15 protein-coding genes and 1 tRNA gene are annotated in these 17285 nt (G+C 33.6%); 4 read left to right on the top strand and 12 right to left on the bottom strand.

The window, feature by feature from the left end; translation table 11 throughout:
- The first annotated feature begins 72 nt into the window (after positions 1-72).
- The 3 genes from purB to SM9_RS00810 all read left to right on the top strand — a co-directional run bounded on the left by purB (position 73) and on the right by SM9_RS00810 (position 3345).
- The gene (gene purB / locus SM9_RS00820) at positions 73-1422 is read left to right on the top strand and encodes an adenylosuccinate lyase (protein WP_058738334.1); all 1350 of its coding nucleotides are present in this window, start codon (positions 73-75) and stop codon (positions 1420-1422) included.
- Between the two features lie 8 nt (positions 1423-1430).
- Complete coding sequence (locus SM9_RS00815) at positions 1431-2270, top strand: hypothetical protein (protein WP_058738333.1); 840 nt, start codon at positions 1431-1433, stop codon at positions 2268-2270.
- 70 nt (positions 2271-2340) lie between these two features.
- Positions 2341-3345 carry an oxidoreductase gene (locus SM9_RS00810; protein WP_058738332.1) on the top strand — a complete coding sequence of 335 codons (1005 nt, stop codon included), beginning with the start codon at positions 2341-2343 and terminating at the stop codon, positions 3343-3345.
- Between the two features lie 27 nt (positions 3346-3372).
- Here SM9_RS00810 and SM9_RS00805 read toward each other — a convergent pair whose 3' ends face one another.
- From SM9_RS00805 to cfbD, 11 genes are all read right to left on the bottom strand, one after another.
- A complete protein-coding gene (locus SM9_RS00805) occupies positions 3373-5856 on the bottom strand; it encodes a heavy metal translocating P-type ATPase (RefSeq protein ID WP_058738331.1) in 2484 nt (827 codons plus the stop codon).
- Positions 5857-5925: 69 nt separating this feature from the next.
- Positions 5926-6723: a nitroreductase family protein gene (locus SM9_RS00800; protein ID WP_058738330.1), complete on the bottom strand. Its 798-nt coding sequence runs from the start codon at positions 6721-6723 to the stop codon at positions 5926-5928.
- Positions 6686-7918 (bottom strand): metal-dependent hydrolase family protein, encoded by a 1233-nt coding sequence (locus SM9_RS00795; RefSeq protein ID WP_058738329.1) that lies wholly within the window; start codon positions 7916-7918, stop codon positions 6686-6688. The genes SM9_RS00800 and SM9_RS00795 overlap by 38 nt, the downstream gene beginning before the upstream one ends.
- An 8-nt stretch (positions 7919-7926) precedes the next feature.
- On the bottom strand, positions 7927-8316 hold the full coding sequence (locus SM9_RS00790) for a DUF126 domain-containing protein (protein WP_058738328.1): 390 nt from the start codon (positions 8314-8316) through the stop codon (positions 7927-7929).
- Between the two features lie 51 nt (positions 8317-8367).
- Positions 8368-9624: a tRNA pseudouridine(13) synthase TruD gene (gene truD / locus SM9_RS00785; protein ID WP_058738327.1), complete on the bottom strand. Its 1257-nt coding sequence runs from the start codon at positions 9622-9624 to the stop codon at positions 8368-8370.
- 19 nt (positions 9625-9643) lie between these two features.
- Positions 9644-9717 (bottom strand) — tRNA-Arg (locus SM9_RS00780).
- A gap of 378 nt (positions 9718-10095) precedes the next feature.
- Positions 10096-11238, bottom strand: a complete 1143-nt coding sequence (locus tag SM9_RS00775; RefSeq protein ID WP_058738326.1) for an RNA-guided endonuclease InsQ/TnpB family protein — start codon at positions 11236-11238, stop codon at positions 10096-10098.
- 603 nt (positions 11239-11841) lie between these two features.
- Positions 11842-12279: a hypothetical protein gene (locus SM9_RS00770; RefSeq protein WP_058738325.1), complete on the bottom strand. Its 438-nt coding sequence runs from the start codon at positions 12277-12279 to the stop codon at positions 11842-11844.
- 51 nt (positions 12280-12330) lie between these two features.
- Positions 12331-13695 carry an AIR synthase-related protein gene (locus SM9_RS00765; protein ID WP_058738324.1) on the bottom strand — a complete coding sequence of 455 codons (1365 nt, stop codon included), beginning with the start codon at positions 13693-13695 and terminating at the stop codon, positions 12331-12333.
- 5 nt (positions 13696-13700) lie between these two features.
- Positions 13701-14297, bottom strand: a complete 597-nt coding sequence (gene hisH / locus SM9_RS00760) for an imidazole glycerol phosphate synthase subunit HisH (protein ID WP_058738323.1) — start codon at positions 14295-14297, stop codon at positions 13701-13703.
- A gap of 1 nt (position 14298) precedes the next feature.
- On the bottom strand, positions 14299-15369 hold the full coding sequence (cfbD, locus tag SM9_RS00755) for a Ni-sirohydrochlorin a,c-diamide reductive cyclase catalytic subunit (RefSeq protein WP_058740283.1): 1071 nt from the start codon (positions 15367-15369) through the stop codon (positions 14299-14301).
- Between the two features lie 76 nt (positions 15370-15445).
- On the opposite strand from cfbD, the gene SM9_RS00750 reads away from it, so the two are divergent.
- A complete protein-coding gene (locus SM9_RS00750) occupies positions 15446-15844 on the top strand; it encodes a C-GCAxxG-C-C family protein (protein ID WP_058738322.1) in 399 nt (132 codons plus the stop codon).
- 13 nt (positions 15845-15857) lie between these two features.
- On the opposite strand, the gene SM9_RS00745 is transcribed toward SM9_RS00750, so the two are convergent.
- Positions 15858-17219 carry an MATE family efflux transporter gene (locus SM9_RS00745; protein WP_058738321.1) on the bottom strand — a complete coding sequence of 454 codons (1362 nt, stop codon included), beginning with the start codon at positions 17217-17219 and terminating at the stop codon, positions 15858-15860.
- Positions 17220-17285: the final 66 nt, after the last annotated feature.

Here is a 17285-nt window from a genome sequence, read left to right as displayed (position 1 = left end):
TCAATGTCAAACTTTAATAATATACAATGAAAAATATATATAATATTTATAAATTAAATGAGATGATAAAAAATGGCTATACACCCAATTGAATTTAGGTATGGTACTCCCGAAATGAAAAAAATCTGGGAAGAAGAAAACAAGTTACAAAGAATGTTGGACATTGAATCCGCACTTGCACAGGCAGAAGGAGAATTAGGAATAATTCCAAAAGAAGTTGCTGATGAAATTGCAAGTAAAGCCAACACCAAATATGTTAAATTAGACAGAGTTAAAGCAATTGAAGCTGAAACTAATCACGACATTGCAGCATTATCCAAAGGAATTACTGAAGTTTGTGAAAATGGAGCAGGAGAATATGTTCACTTTGGAGCAACTTCAAATGATATCGTAGACAGCTCAAATTCATTGCTTATCCGTGACTCAATAGATGTTTTAGAAGAAAAAGTAGAAAAATTAACTAAAATAATGCTTGATTTAGCTGAAGAAAATAAAATGAAAGTCTGTATCGGACGTACTCATGGTCAACATGCACTTCCAACAACATACGGAATGAAATTCGCACTCTGGGCCGATGAACTTCACAGACAATATGAAAGATTGGAACATGCAAGAGCTAATGTATGTGTTGCAATGATGGATGGAGCAGTAGGAACAACAGCAGCATTAGGAACTGACGGTTGGAAAATCCATAAAACTGTTGCACGTATCTTGGACTTGCCAGCTGCTAAAATTACAAACCAAGTTGTTCAAAGAGACAATCATGTTGAATTCATATCAACATTAGCTAACATCGCTTCAACTTTAGATAAAATTGCTTTAGAAATCAGAAGCCTGCAAAGAACTGAAATAATGGAAGTTGGAGAATATTTTGATCCTGAAAAACAGGTCGGAAGCAGTACTATGCCACATAAAATGAATCCGATTACCGCTGAAAGAATATGTGGTGTTGCAAGAATAGTAAAATCATTTGTCAATGCAGCTCTCGACAACAACCCGTTATGGCATGAAAGAGACTTAACCAACTCATCCTGTGAAAGAATAATGTTTCCGGAAAGCTGTATCTTAACTGATTACATCTTAAACTTAACAATCAAATTAATGAACAATTTAGTATTCTATGACGAGAATATTGAAAGAAACTTGAACTTCACTAACGGATTAATCATGGCTGAAAGATTAATGGCCGAACTTACAAGAGCAGGAATGGGTAAACAAACCGCATACGGAATTGTAAGAAAAAATGCCATTAAAGCTAACAAAGAAAAATTATTACTTGGAGAACTCATTTTAGAAGACGAAGAAGTTCAAAAATACCTGACTGAAGCAGATGTTGAAAAAATAATGGATCCGCACACATATACAGGATCAATTGAAATAATCATTGATGAATTATTGGAAGACTCTAAAAATTGGTTTTAAGTGATAAAATGGCAATAAAAGAATTAAAATCCATTGATTTGTCTTCTTATACAATAATATCAACGGGCGTTGCAACATTAATATCCATAGTAATAGCTATAATAATTGTAGGATTATTTGCTGTTTCTGTTCCAAACAGTTTTGGAGTAATGATTTATATCTTTCCAACAATAGTCTTTGGAACCATGATAAGCAACATTTTCGTAAACTTTTCAACTGGATATCTTTATAATGTACTATCAAAAAGATTGGGATTCATTAAATTTGATATTGAAGAAGATTCAATTAAAAGCATTTCAGCTAAGGAAACAGGATTGCTTGTTGGATTTATAACTTTAATAATGATACTTGTCATGTACTTGGCAACTTCCTTAATACTCCCATTAATTTTAAGTTCATTCATGACACTGCTTATGTATTCCGCACAAACAGGAATTGCAACAGTAATGTATCAGACAATGATGCTAATTTCCAATCCAATGACAATTGCAGTAGGAATTTTAGGATCTGTAATCATAGTATCAGTATTTACATTACTTGGAGTCTACATCTACAACATTTTAGCAAGTAGCAATCGGGAAATACTTGTAAAACTCAGTGAAAAAAATAATTTAACACAACTTGATTCAATTACTCCATTAAACTTTGCAATAGCTATAGGTGCAATTAGTCTTATTTTAAACATTATCATAGCAGCAATATTGGTGATTAGCAGTGTTCCAATATTTAATGCATTAGTTGATGTGTTAATTGGATTTGTTTGTGCTTTTATAGCAGCAATGTTAATTGCTTTATCTTATAATTTCCTTGCACCAAAACTTGGAAAATTAAAAGTTGAATTAGAATAATTAAGGTAGTTTAAACTAACTTAATACTTTTTATTTTTTTAATTTCAAACTTATATTAGGAGAGAGTTATATGAAGGATATTTTTGATAAATGCAAATTTGGAGAATTTAATCTTAACAGCAGAATTATTAGAACAGGAGCCTGGGAAAGACAAACTGAAGATGGAGGATTTTTATCCGAAGAAGTCTTTGACAGATATGAAAAAATGGCAAAAAGCGGTGTTGGTTTAATCTTATCTGAAATGTTTGCATTTGATCCAAAAGACCGTTTCTATGAATATTCAACAAATATCAACTACAGAGGATTTATTAAAGATTATAAACAAATAACCGATATCTGCCATAACCACGATGTACCTATTTTAGGTCAATTAGCATTCTTTTACTTTGATGATGGAGATAATCAAAAGGCGGAACCTAATGACCTTACTATTGAAGGAATAAGAAAACTTCAGGCGGAAGTTATCATGGTTGCCAAAAAGTTTTCATTTGCTGGATTTGACGGCATTCAAATAAATATGGGAAACAATTTTTATTTATCAAGGTTCACCAACCCATATTTCAACCAAAGAGAAGACAAATACGGTGGAAATACTTTAAACAGATTAAGAATTGTTCTTGAAATAATCCAATTAATTAAAAAAAGCATTGGATTTCATGTCAGCTGCAGAATAAACATTGAAGATGTGAGAAACGGGGGTTTAACACAAGAAGAAAGTATGAAAATGGCCAAATTATTGGCGGAAAATGGTGCGGACAGCATCCAAATTACAGGAAGAACCATTTCAATGAAATATGATGCTGCCGAAAAGCATGTATTTTTAGACTATGCAAATAAATTGGCTGAAGAAATTGACATACCCGTTATTCTTGCAGGCAATTTAAGAGACATGAAAACAATGAACAACATATTAAACTCTTCAAATGTTGAGTTTATGTCACTTTCCAAACCTTTTGTTGCAGAGGCTGATTTTTTAGCCGAATGGAAAGAAAATGGTGAAGGAACATCCCGATGTAAAGGTTGCAACAACTGTTACTCTAAAAAGGAAAGCAGATGTTTCCAATACGAAGATTAAAAAAAGATTAATTGATAATTAAATCAATTAATTTTTTGCTTTTTTTATAGGTGGCACGTAACGTTTAAGCAATAGTGAAAGAGAAATAACTGTCACAGAACTTAAAGCCATTGCCAAACCAGCCAGTTCAGGTTTGAACATGATTCCAAAGTTAGGATATAATACTCCGGCAGCGACAGGAATTAATATTGAATTGTATGCGAATGCCCAGAATATATTTTCCTTTATTCTTCTCATGACCTTTTTGGAGAATTGCACTGCAGCAACAACATTTTCCAAATCGCCCTCCATCACTACAACATCACCACTTTCCATTGCAATGTCTGTTCCGTTACCCATTGCAACACCAATATCGGCCTGTGTTAATGCAGGAGCATCATTGATACCATCACCCGTGAACAATACCTTTTTAGAACCATTTGATTGAATATCCTTAACGATATCCAACTTGTTTTCAGGAAGTATTCCTGCTTTTACATTATCAATTCCAACTTCCTCTGCAACTGATAGTGCTGTACTTTCATTGTCACCTGTTAACATGTATGTTTCGACACCCATCTTATGCAATTCTTCAATGGTTCTTTTAGAATTTTGTTTGACTTTATCAGAAAGACTTAAAATTCCACGGACATGCTCATCGACTGCTAAAAGAATTATTGTTTTGCTTTGATTTTCCAGATTATTGAAAGTGTCCAATATATCATCAGATATTTCAACATCATTGCTTTCCATCAAAGATTTGTTTCCGGCCAAAACCGTCCTGCCGTCAATGACTGCTTTAATACCCTTACCAGTCACATTTTCAAAATCAACTGTATTCAACAATTCCAAACCTTCAGCTTTTCTTACAATAGCTTTTGCAATAGGATGGTTGGAATTTTGTTCAACGGATGCTGCAAGAGTTATCAGTTCCTCTTCAGAAATGCCATAAGCGATTACATCATCCACCTCAGGTTTACCTTCAGTGATTGTACCAGTCTTATCAAATGCAGCAACATCGATTTGGCCTGCATTTTCCAAAGTATCTCCATTTTTAATCAGAATACCAAACTCAGCTGCCCTTCCAACGCCCACAGTAACTGCAGTTGGAGTAGCCAAACCTAAAGCACAAGGACAAGCGACAACCAAAATGGATATCAGACAAGTCAATGAAAAGAGCAATGTTGCTCCTAAAACAAAGTACCATATGCAGAACACAATAATTGCAATTGTTAAAATAACTGGTATGAAGTAAGAGACAATAGTATTTGCGAATTTCTGGACTGGTGGTCTTGAAGATTGTGCCTTTTCAACTAAACGGATAATATTAGAGAGAACAGTTTCTGAACCGATTTTTAAAGCACTGATAATTAAAACTCCATCCTGGTTAATGGTACCTGCAAAAACTTCTTCCCCGTCTTTTTTAACTTTTGGAATAGGTTCACCATTAATCATGGATTCATCAACATAAGACTCTCCTCCGATGACCTTACCATCAACAGGTATCTTATCACCAGGTTTTACTAAAAGCTTATCTTCCAAATTGATTTCAGCAATCTGCACTTCTTTTTGTGATAATATTTCATTATTTTCATCAAGCTCAACCAATGTGGCAACTGTTGGCTGAAGTCCAATCAATTCACGAATTGAATCAGATGTTTTCTTTTTAGCTTTTGCTTCCAAATATCTTCCAATCATTAAAAATGAAGGAAGCATTACTGCAGATTCATAAAACATGAAAGTATGGTCTAAAACAATACCAAAAGTTCCTAAAATACTTGATCCATAAGCGACAATAATACCCATAGAATACATTACATCCATATTCAAGTTCTTATGCATTAATCCGTTGATTCCTGCTTTTAAAATTGGAAGTGAAACATATAAAAATGGGAAAATACTTATGAGCAATGAAAGGAGCCCCATTGAAGAGATATCTATTCCTGTAGACTCATGTATCTGGTGAGTTAATCCCATTAATGGATCCCACATACTATACATTAAAATCATCAGAATAGCTGAAAAGAACAAACCGACAATAATACGGTTTCTTTTACTTTTTAAATCCTGCTGATATAACTCTTCCTCATCGATTTCTGTTTGACCGTCAATTCCTAAAAGTTCAAAACCCAAATTATTGATGACGGCTTCCATATCATCAATTGTGACTTTTGACTTGTCATATCTTATGCGAGCGGTTCCAGAAGTCAAATCAGCTTTAACGTCAAAGATACCATCCAAACGAATTAAAAAATTTTCTACATTCATTGTACAAGAGGCACAATGCATTCCATCGATTCTCAATGTAACTTCATCACAATGCAATTCAAAGCCTAAATTTTTAACTATTGAATCCATTTCATCATATGTCATCTTTTTAGGATTGACTGTAATATGGAGTTTATTTGAAGCCAAATCTGCATCAACTGCTTCCACACCTTCTTCACATTCAAATGTTTTATTAACACTTAAAACACAGGAAGCACAATGCATACCTTCAATTGGAACATCCATGTCTTTTAGCTTTGCCATAATATCACAACCACAATATTGATTATAATATATAAAAAAATAATTAATAAAGTTTAGGTATGACAAAATTTACATGAAAGTTATGTTAATTTCATCATGAGGCACAGTACGCCTAAATCTTTTTTTAGGATATCCGATTATAAAAGAGGAGTACATATGCTTATCCTTATTTATATCTGGGAAAAATTCCATTAGTTTATCATGGTCGATTTCATCAGCTTTTAAAATAAACAGTGAATAAAAGCCACCTAATCCCAAAGAGTATGCCAACAATTCCAAACGAGTATTTGCGATTACTGCACTAGTTTTATCTGTTGAAAATGTTAAAATAAGCTGAGTACCTTCCCAAAGTAATGGATGAAATTCTTTAGATGATTTATCCTTTAAATAATCACCGAATTCCTTAATTCTGAAAAATTCATCTTCCTGAACTTTGATTATATCATATACCAAGTCCATAAACTCGTCCAGTTTTTCATCCAAAACAACAAATTCGACATCCTGCTGGTTTTGAGCTGAAGGAGAATAATAAGCTCCCTTAAATAATTTATCAAAAGTATCTTTATCCACTTTTTTATTTTTAAACCAGCGAATAGATCTTCTTTGCTTTAAAAATTGAAGTAAATCATCATAACTAACAGGAATTTGGCGTGCGTTATATTCTTCGACCATATCCATTTGATTTTCATATTTGACCAGAGTAATAGCACCTTCAGGACAAACTGCCATACAATGCCCACAGTCAAAACAGTTGCTTTCCAATTCATAAGCTGTTTCATCAATTTCAATATTATCTCTTATACATACAGACTTACATAGCTTGCATCCACTACATAACTCCACATCTATTTTTAACTTCTTTACCATCTTGAATAACTCCCGTGATATTATTTGGATCAGTTAATAATTCAATATCAATTATCGGATTTCTTTCAACAAAAATCATATCTGCACATTTGCCTTCATAAATAGATCCAATGTCATCTCTTCCTAAAAATTCTGCAGCCTTTGTAGTGGCTGAAGCAATAGCCTCTTTTGGTTTCATTCCCAAATCAACCAAATTAATTAACTCTTTTAGATTATGGCCATGAGGAATAACTCCACTATCAGTTCCCATTACGATATTAACTCCTTCATCATAAGCAAATTTAATGTTTTCCTTGTGAACTTTAATTATTTCCTTTAATTTAGCCAATTTCTCATCAGCATAATTATCCCATTTAGGAAAACCATTTTCATACAGGTATTGATGAACTAACAATGTTGGAACTAATGTAACATTATTTTCAGCCATTTTTTTAGATGTTGAAGCATCAATGAAAGTTCCATGCTCGATTGAAGAAAATCCTGCATCAATACATTTATTGATTCCTTCCAAACTATGGCAATGAGCAGAAACTTTGGAATTAGTATTTTTTGCTTCCCCAACAATAGTTTTTAACTCTTCCAAATTAAATTGTGAAAATTCAGGTGAAGTGTTTGTGGTTAAAACACCACCACTGCACATCACTTTTATAAAGTCTGCACCTGCCCTTTTAACCTCACGAGTTTTCTTTAAAACTTCTGCTGGACCATCACATCTTCCCTTAGGAAATCCCGGATATATTATTTCCATATCAAATCCTGAAGGAAGCATCAAGTCAAAATGGCCTCCAGTCATGACCAGAGGAGTAACACAGATTTCCAGTTTGGGTGCAGTGAATAATCCCCTTTGTTGAGCAAGCTTTACTCCAAAATCAGCAGATCCACAATCCCTAATTGTAGTAACTCCAGCGTTAATTGTCTGTTTTCCATGAGGAACAGCATTATAAAAATGAATCGCTAAAGGATTTGCCATATTTTCTTCTTTGTGAAAGCCTTTAGCTAAAATATGTGTGTGACAATCAATGAATCCCGGTAAAACATACTTACTTTCACCATCAATGATTTTAACATTTTCTCGAGTATTAATTTTAGATGAAGAAATTTCCTTGATATATTTTCCCTCAATTAAAATATTCTGATTGTCTTTAAACTCATCATCAGGATTAATAATATTTACATTTTCAATTAGGGTTTGCATTTAAATCACTATAAAATCTCAATGGTTCCATTATCCCCGTCTACTTCAACGAAAGTACCATTAACCAATTCTTTAGTATCAGCAGGTGAATCAACCATTGGAATATCAGACATTATTGCACCAGTAGCAATAATAGGTTCTGCATTAAGACAGATTATTGCCTTTGGAGCAGTATTATTTTTCATCATTTGAAAGATTACATAAGAACCCACTGTAGAACCTTTTCCTCCAGGAATGAATAAAACCTTATCCTTAATTATTTGACCTTTTAATTCATGATTAGGGTCTATGACTTCACCATTTTCAGGGTTTACCCCACCAAGAAAACTAATTGGTTCAGAACTGACAATCAATTCTCCTTTTCCTTTTCCTTTTGCAATATTTCTACATTCTATCATTATGAAATAATATGTTAAAAGTAGTATTTAAAAAATAAGTAAAAAATAAAATTAAACAACATCCTTTTTCATTACTTCACGTAAAACTGCTGTTGCATATGAACCTTTATTGATTGAAAATTCAGCCAGGACACCTTCGTCAGTTGCCTTGGCAGATGCATCCCAAACTTGAAAACGAAGAGCACGTCTAAGACCATGGCTTCCTAATCTAGGCATTTTCGGAACTTCAAAATCACTTTTTTCAAGACCATAACTTTCAAGAACTGATTTTTCCATTTCACCAACTTCACCACCGGCAAAAGGAACTTTTGTACCAAACAATGGAACTGTCGGATTAACTTCAAAATTATCAATCATTTCCTGATATTCATCAGAAGTCTTATCACGAACAATATTTTCATCATTATCAATAATGATGTCTCCTTCAATGTATTTATTGATTCCCATTTCAACACGACGGCTTACAACATCATTAAACAAGTAAGATTGATAAGCATGGACAAACATTCTTTGTAATGGTTTTGGAAGTGCATGAATAGCATTCATATATGCCTTATCATCCAATTCTCCTTTTTTGGAATCTTTAATCAACTGACGGACGATCATTTTTTCATAACGCATTCCTTTACCCATCAATTCCAAAGATTTTTCCAAATCACCGTCATCATAAGCCTGTCTTGCCTTCTGATTTTCCAGGCTTTCATCTTCTGAAGGATTTCCAACATATATTCTAACCGCTTCAGCCAAATCATTATGAATTAATGCCTCACCTACAAGATGAGTGTTGGTCCTTGGCCTGCCGAAACGCTGCCAACCGAAATAATTAGGAACACCAGTAACTTCCAATTCCTTTAAAACATCATTTGCAATATCTGCACTTTTTTCAATGTCATCCAAATCACGAATGAGAATTCTGAATTTATTTCCTTTAAGCTGACCCATTCTAAGTTTTTTACGTCCACGAGTAATCTTTAAAAAATCAGTTTTGTAAATATCCAGGTTTTCAACTTGTCTGAACTGTTCTTCTGAATCCATGTTTGCAATACAAATCCATTGACGAGTAAGGGCCTTTTTATCCTTCATTCCTGCAAAACCCATTCTTTTTCTGTCAATATGTAAATCACGAGCGATATCTAAAACAACATCAAGAGTTGTTCTTCCAATTTTTTCAATCCAAACCCATACGTTTGGGCCTTCACCTGTTGGAATTAACTCAGGAATTTCTTCAACATAAAAATCTTCATATTGGTTTCTAATAGATCCACCAATACCTTCTTGACTCGTAACATAAGTATTAGCATTTAACATAGTATCACAGAAAAATAAATGCCCCGGCCGGGATTTGAACCCGGGGAATGGGATCCGCAGTCCCATGTGTTATCCAAACTACACCACCGGGGCAGGACAAAATAAGTATCATTATAATATAAGTTTTTCATAGTATATAATATTTTTTTAAAATGATGCAATTATTATTAAAATAATTATTTTATTTAAATTTTGATAAGTAATCCTTTTGTGAAAAACATACCCGACCCAATAAGCCGGACATTATTACACTATTAGAAAATTATTTCAAATAATTATCAAAATAAATTTCAAAACCGTTTAGGATGCAAACCAGCCAATCCTGGAAAGGATTTAATTCATGATTAACTATCCAAATCCATGCTTTCTCAAAACATCCAAATTAGAATTATGTTTACTTTCTAACAAATTGAACTACCTCGACTTTGTAGAAGTCGAGGATTCCTAGATTTGTTTTTTTGTGCCACTTGTTTATTTGGCGTTTTCTAGGCTATCCCCGTAGTCCCACCGGTTCAAAATATTAATGGCGGCGTTAATGTCACGGTCTAGTATTTTACCGCAGTTTGGACATTTCCATTTTCGAGTTTTCACATCTAATTCATGGTTGATGTTTCCGCAAAAATGACATTTTTTACTGGTATATTTTGCATCTACAAATACTACGCCTTCTGCTTGAGGTTTGTGCCTAGCAAATTTGTCTTGTAGTTTAGTTATGAATTTTGTGAGTGGAAACACCAAGTTTTGCTCGCCACCAATCAATATTTTAATTTTTGAGTAATTTTTCTCAAATACTATGGCATCATATTTTTTGACCATTTCTGTTGAAAGTTTCTCTATATAGTCGTCAAGTTTATTGGATCGTTGATGATACCATTTTAATAGTCTGATTTTCTGTTTTTTCCATTTTTTGCTTCCATTTGTGCATTTGGCCATTATCCGGTTGATTAATTTGACCATTTGGTTTTCATGGTCAATGTCAAAGTATTCCTTTTCCTCATCGCTTGTGACCAGCCAGCCGTTTACATATGAATTAATATCACAACCTACATTTTTACCTGTTAGTTCCCATTCTTCTTCAGTGAAATCAATGTTGAATGTTGCAAAGTAGTCTATTCCATCAAAGGAGATTGTTACATTGTTAAATTTTGTATTTTTGTCGTTTAGTATTTGGAAGTATTCTTGGCTTGTGTGGAATTTTACTTTGCCATATTTTCTCAGAATCATTTTATTTTTTTGGATGATTCTAATGTCTTGTCTTATTGTTTGTCTGAATGATAGTTTAACTGTTTTCTTTTTGTGAAAATGGGGTTTATTGAAGTGTGATGGATTTTTAAAGAAATTATCGAATGATGTGGGCAAGTCTCTTATTTCCTGTTGGAGACTTGTTGATTCTACATCCTCCAAATAAGGAAATTCCCTCTTGGCTTCATTTAGTAGTTTATTTAAGAACGTAAATGTGGGTCTTAGGTTGGAAACGTTACTGTGCATTTTATTGTATTTGTCAAGAACGACATTATGAGCCTTGCGACAGCAACCAAAATTCCTATGAAAACAATCCTTCTGCTCCTGAGTAGGATAAATCTTAACCTTCATTCCCTTTTTAACATCCACCATAACATAAAACACCACACTATTAACCCATCTTCACATAATAGTACAATTTATGCTCCATTAATATATAAAGATACCCAGAGAGCATTTGAAAAGTAATATCGCCCACAAAAATCAACTACGTTTAAAAAACAACAAGAAACATTAAATAAACACCCGTGAAATACAAATGAAACTACAAATTTTCCATTGTAAAAGTGATACATATCAAAAAAAATACAAAAATAAATGCCCCAAAAAAAACTGAAAGTACACTGAATTATAAATACCCATACAAAAAAATATTAAAATCAATTATCATGGCAAATGAAACCCAATAAATAACAATTCACAAAGGTATAACCCAACTTGCAATTCATCCACGACCTTGAAGATGTCGTGGTATTCTTGCATCATTTAGATAAAAAAATTTAACTTTATATTGGATAAATAATAGAAAACTTATTAAATAATGAATAATTATAATTTTAAATATGCATTATTACTGGTGGAGAATCACCACCACAAACCCAATTCTCTGCTAGGGTGATGCATATTTGGTATGTAAAGGCTAGTATATTCACCACAAACACGTATAATACTGGTCTATTACATACAATTAAACGATTACCATACATAAAGAGTATATGAATAATCACCATAGTTTCTTGTAGCAACTGAAAGATTTTCTGCTTTTGAAAAATCACCCGAACTTGCTAAAACTTTAGATTTCAGATGATTAGTTTCTATAAAACGATAATTCTTAATTTTCAATTCATCAAATTTATTGCCACAAATTTCAGACACTTCCAATACGGATTTTTTTGAATTTTTATTGTCCTTTAAAATAGCGGTGATTTCTGATAAAAAGGTCTTATCATTAAAATCAACTTTTCCACTCAAAATTTCCATTATATCCTGAGCATTTTTAGAGTCATGAGCATTATCAGAATAAGTTGGATTAGGAATTGAAATTAATGTATTTAACATTAACATTGCAACAAACAGAATACTTAATGCGATTATAGCATCTGCAATATACAAACTACCTCTTTCATCATTCATAAAAAATAGTTAACTCCCATATTACTTAAAAAATATGGAAGTGCGAAAAAATTAATTTTTATTTATATAGTTTATAACCTTGTCCTTTTTAGCAATTGCATCTTCGCAAGCTTTTTGAACTTTTTCCTGCATTATTTCAAAGTCTTCAGGTGTTGTATCACCGACTAGCTTTTTAATTTTTGTGTATGCAGCTTCTCTAAATAGAGGAACAAGTTTTTCAGTTGAAAAGTCTTCCTTAATCAATATCGGTTCGCCGCTATCAGTGACCTGACCGATTTCTGCAATGTCAACACCTGCTGATGAAACGGTTTTTATGACATCTTCTGCAATATCTTCAGGAACAACAAGCATCAATGAATCTGTAGATACTCCCAATGGATCAATATTTAATGTTTCAAGCATGTTCAACACATTTGGAGCTACCATATTTCTTATATCCTTTTCATAGAATTCCAAACCAACACCAGTAGTATTTGAAATTTCATGAGCATCCCCTCTAAGTCCTCCATTAGTAACATCAGTCATTGCATGAATATCCTTAACCAAATCCGCTTCAAACAGAGATTGTGAAGCTTGAACAAAATTAACATTCATTGTATCCCATACAACATCAAAAAATCCATTATAAATTGCTGTTGTGGTGATTGTTCCTCCGCCTGAACCTTCAGTTAAAAGAATCACATCCCCTTTTGTTGCACCCTTACGTGCTGTTGGAGGATAATCTGAAACTCCGACACTTCCTACAGCAGAAACAAACCTATCACCTAAAACCATGTCTCCACCAACCCTCAATGTACTTCCAGCAACAATTGGGACATTAACAAGTTCAGATACAGCAGCCACACCAGCAGTAAAGTCGAAGATTTTACCAACATCACCGTCATCGGCCAAGTGAACATCACTTAAAATAGCTACTGGATCTGCTCCCATTACACAAACATCTCTTAAAGTTGCTCGAGTAACATGAAAACCGCCTAAAAATGGATATTCGCTTAATCTTGAATGAATTCCATCCACAGCAGTTGTAATATAAACCTCATCATTTTTTGCCTTTGAACGCACTACTCCACCATCATCCTGTTCAGTTGGATTGACAAGTGATGCAGTGTTTGTTGAAGCAACAATATCTGCAATTCTCCTGTGAACAAAGAAATCTCCTGCTCCACGGGAACCAACACCCATTTCACCCATTCCAACACCGGATTTGGTGATTTCAGTGATTTCCTTTAAAAATTCATCATCACTTTCTTTTAATTTTAAGGTAGTTGAAACCTCATCAATGACCGCTTCTGCCATCTTTATTGAATTTTCATCAGAAATTTCCTTATATTCTCTTATTCTTTCAGCCAAAAGAACTGATAAATCTTCATATGAATAATCATCAATTCTTGCACGGACAAAACCTTCAATATCCATACTAACTACTCCTTAATATTAACAAAGTTTTTTAATATTTTTAGTCCAGCTTTTCCACTTTTTTCTGGGTGGAATTGTGTTGAAAATAAGTTGTTTTGACTTAATGATGCTACCACATCTATTCCATAATCGCATGTGCCTGCAATAATATCATCATCGTCGGGAATTACATGATATGAATGGACAAAATAAAAATATTCTTTATCTACTCCCTCCAAAATAGGAGATTTTTTAACTACATCTAATCTATTCCAGCCCATATGTGGAATTTTTACTCCTTCAGGCAAGTATTCGCAATGACCTTTGAATAAATCCAGACCATGCACATTAGAACTTTCTTCGCTTTCACCCATAAGTACCTGTTGGCCCAAACATACTCCTAAAAATGGCTTATCATCACGGACATGCTCTTCGATGACTTTCCTGAATGGTTCTAAATTCTCCATAGCTGAGCCAAAAGCACCAACACCAGGCAATACCAAATGTTTTGCATTAGAAATTAAATCTATATCATCAGTTATTTGAAATTCTTCACCAATTTTTTTAAATCCATTTGAAATGCTTTTTAAATTACCACTTTTATAATCAATAATCGTTATCATATTATTCCATCCACCCAATAGCTGATCTAATCATTCCACCAAAGTCTGAAAATACAATTTCATCAGTTCCTAATGTTTTTGAATGTGCATCAAGCTCTGCAACTACATGAGTATAACCCAATTCTTTCAATGGCTCCACTAAACGTGGACCATCCGTTACTGCAACGGATTCAACATCAAATTCTTCAATTGGAAATGCATGAGGAACACCAAATACAACAATTAAATCCAAATCTTTATCCTTCAAATAATCTGCTGCCACATTGGCAGTTACTGGGTATTCATCAAGTCCTCCTGTGATGAAATCAGGCACAATATCCAATTGATTTTTAATATTGACAGCATGCTGCCTGATTCTAGGCAAACCAATATTTTCATTTAAATTAGCAACAAAAATAGGTTTATTGTCAGGATTGATTTGTTTATAATCAAAATTAACAATATCTGCAAACAAATAAGATGTTTCCTTTTTAACATTTAAAACAAAAGCAACATTTTTTCCATCTTTTAAAGCATTGACAACAGTTTTTGCTACTATTTCTTTTGAGTCTCCAAAGTTAGGTTTGATATATTTCCCCTGAGCCATTCCACGAGTTTTTTCAACTTCAGTTGCCTTTTCAAGCATTTCAATTTGCCTATCTGCTTCCTCCTGAGGAATCACACCACACTCAACCGCAGCATCTAAAACCATTATGGCTCCAACAGTATTGTCGCCTTCACCGGAACCTCCATGAGATTCGACCGGAATCACAGTGCATGGCAAATCGGCAGTTGCAATTGCCTCTTTTAAATCCTCACCGATTATCATGCTGGCACAGGTACCTGCAATCCCCATTAACTTCGGCTCGAATGCATTATAGGCTTCAGTTAATGTTTCGACTAGCTTTTCACCAGCACCCAATATAAAATCATTTTCTGACATTCCAGTAGTTACAACACGCACACCATCACTTTCCAAAAGTCTTGCCGTTCTAAAGCAACACCCTGTAGGTCCGTGCATAACAATAACATCAACATTCATATCTCTCAATGTATAAAGAGTAGCAGCAATTGGACTCGGTCTTGGATGTATAATTTTTATCACCTAATTTTTTATGAATAATTATTTAAAATTATTAGTTAATATAATTAATTAAGGAGATTGCATTATGAAACTTGACAAAAAAATTTTAGAGGAAAAAATTAGAGAATATAGGGCATTTAAAAGTTGCTCTGAATCAACTTTAATGGGGCTTTGTGAAATTGCAGGAGCAGACATCAGCCAAAAGAAAATGGTAAAATTAGCATGTGGATTTGCAGGTGGAATGGGTGGAACTTTTGATGAAGGAACTTGCGGTGCAGTTACAGGTGCATTAATTGCAAATGGAATATTAAACGATGATCCTTCAAATATTAAATCCAATGCTAAAGAGATTTTTAATACATTTAAGGAAGAATATGGTACTGTCAGATGCGATAAAATAAGTAAAAATGGTGAAGATAAATCACCTTGTGTTGACTGCTGTGTGTTTATCGCAAACAAAGTGGCAGATTTACTTGACGAATGAAACGGATTGAAAATTAATTCATTATTGTTTTTAACTTTTTAAGAGTATATTTAGCATAAATAAAGTTTAAAATAGATGCTAATATCCTACCAATAGCAAGACCTACCCATATTCCAGTTAAACCCCAATTTAATATAATTCCAAATATATAAGTAAAACTTACAGTGAAAATCAGCTCACGAATAATAGTCCAAATCAAACTGGTTGTACCACGACCAATACCCTGATACATAAAGCTTGAAGGCATACCTATACCAACCAAAAGCAAACCGAATGATGCAATTCTTAAAAAGTTTGTGATTTCAGGAATAAGCGGAGCAGTTTCAGGAGTATATGCAAAAATCATTGATAATTGAGGAGCAAATATTACTAAAATAAGCAGGATTGCAATTGCAATAATCATTGCAAATTTTGTACCGTAAGTGTGGGTTCTTGACAGGTATTCCCAGTTATTGGCACCATAAGAACTTCCGCTGACAGCAGCAACAGCACTTCCAACAGCAGTTAATGGCATTATACCAAATAAATATAATCTTTGACCCGAAGTGAATGCTGCTATACCATATTCACCACCAACTGATGAAATAAATATCAAATAAAAACTCATTGCAATTGACATCATCAGCATATCCAGAGAGGATGGAATTCCGACTTTCAAAATATCACGGGCAATATGAGATTCAAATTTAAATCCTTTGAATGTGACATCAACATAAGTGTCCTTTTTTATTAAAATCCAATACATTATAACGATTGCTGATCCTATTGAGCTCATTATTGTTGCAAGAGAAGCACCGGCTGATCCTAAATTTAAAACATAAATGAAAATCGGGTCTAAAATGAAATTCAATATAACAGATACAATGATTGCATACATTGCTCTTTTCATGTCCCCTTCACCACGCAGGATTCCGCTTCCACCATTGGCAAACATGAAAGCGAATAGCCCCATAAATAATGGTGTACCATATTTAATTCCTTCAGCCAAAGATTGGCCTGATGCCCCATAAGCTATAAGTAAAGGCTCCTGAATTATAAGGAAAATTAAAGTCAGCAAAATAGATGCCACCAAAAATATTAAAAGAGAGTGTGTTGCAGATTTGCTGGCACCTTCATGATTTCTTGCACCGACAGCACGACTGATGCTGCTTGTTGCACCATTTCCAAGACCAACACTGAATCCGTTCAAAATCATGAATATTGGAGTTACAAAACCTATCCCCGCAATAGCTGCCTGGCCCAATCCTGCAACCCAAATTCCGTCAACAATATTATATGATGCGGTTAAAAGCATAGAAATCATTATAGGAATAGCTAACTTCCTAATAGCAATTTCCGGCTCACCCCTCATCAATTCAACATTTTCATTAGCCATGATAACCCTCAAATTATACAAAATTAATAATATTTTGATTTTTATTATATATAATGAATAGACTTT

Origin of the sequence: Methanobrevibacter millerae, assembly GCF_001477655.1 — an archaeon.
GTDB classification, from domain to species: domain Archaea; phylum Methanobacteriota; class Methanobacteria; order Methanobacteriales; family Methanobacteriaceae; genus Methanocatella; species Methanocatella millerae_A.
The sequence above is the reverse complement of the archived record's forward strand: the minus strand, read 5'-3'. Positions and strand labels throughout refer to the sequence as shown.

What these genes read in the sequence shown, in the direction of transcription:
- SM9_RS00775 (WP_058738326.1), bottom strand. Translation starts at nt 11,238, where the DNA reads ATGGTGGATGTTAAAAAGGGAATGAAGGTTAAGATTTATCCTACTCAG.
- SM9_RS00815 (WP_058738333.1), top strand. Translation starts at nt 1,431, where the DNA reads ATGGCAATAAAAGAATTAAAATCCATTGATTTGTCTTCTTATACAATA.
- SM9_RS00770 (WP_058738325.1), bottom strand. Translation starts at nt 12,279, where the DNA reads ATGAATGATGAAAGAGGTAGTTTGTATATTGCAGATGCTATAATCGCA.
- SM9_RS00790 (WP_058738328.1), bottom strand. Translation starts at nt 8,316, where the DNA reads ATGATAGAATGTAGAAATATTGCAAAAGGAAAAGGAAAAGGAGAATTG.
- SM9_RS00765 (WP_058738324.1), bottom strand. Translation starts at nt 13,695, where the DNA reads ATGGATATTGAAGGTTTTGTCCGTGCAAGAATTGATGATTATTCATAT.
- SM9_RS00810 (WP_058738332.1), top strand. Translation starts at nt 2,341, where the DNA reads ATGAAGGATATTTTTGATAAATGCAAATTTGGAGAATTTAATCTTAAC.
- hisH (WP_058738323.1), bottom strand. Translation starts at nt 14,297, where the DNA reads ATGATAACGATTATTGATTATAAAAGTGGTAATTTAAAAAGCATTTCA.
- SM9_RS00795 (WP_058738329.1), bottom strand. Translation starts at nt 7,918, where the DNA reads ATGCAAACCCTAATTGAAAATGTAAATATTATTAATCCTGATGATGAG.
- SM9_RS00750 (WP_058738322.1), top strand. Translation starts at nt 15,446, where the DNA reads ATGAAACTTGACAAAAAAATTTTAGAGGAAAAAATTAGAGAATATAGG.
- truD (WP_058738327.1), bottom strand. Translation starts at nt 9,624, where the DNA reads ATGTTAAATGCTAATACTTATGTTACGAGTCAAGAAGGTATTGGTGGA.
- SM9_RS00745 (WP_058738321.1), bottom strand. Translation starts at nt 17,219, where the DNA reads ATGGCTAATGAAAATGTTGAATTGATGAGGGGTGAGCCGGAAATTGCT.
- SM9_RS00800 (WP_058738330.1), bottom strand. Translation starts at nt 6,723, where the DNA reads ATGGTAAAGAAGTTAAAAATAGATGTGGAGTTATGTAGTGGATGCAAG.
- SM9_RS00805 (WP_058738331.1), bottom strand. Translation starts at nt 5,856, where the DNA reads ATGGCAAAGCTAAAAGACATGGATGTTCCAATTGAAGGTATGCATTGT.
- purB (WP_058738334.1), top strand. Translation starts at nt 73, where the DNA reads ATGGCTATACACCCAATTGAATTTAGGTATGGTACTCCCGAAATGAAA.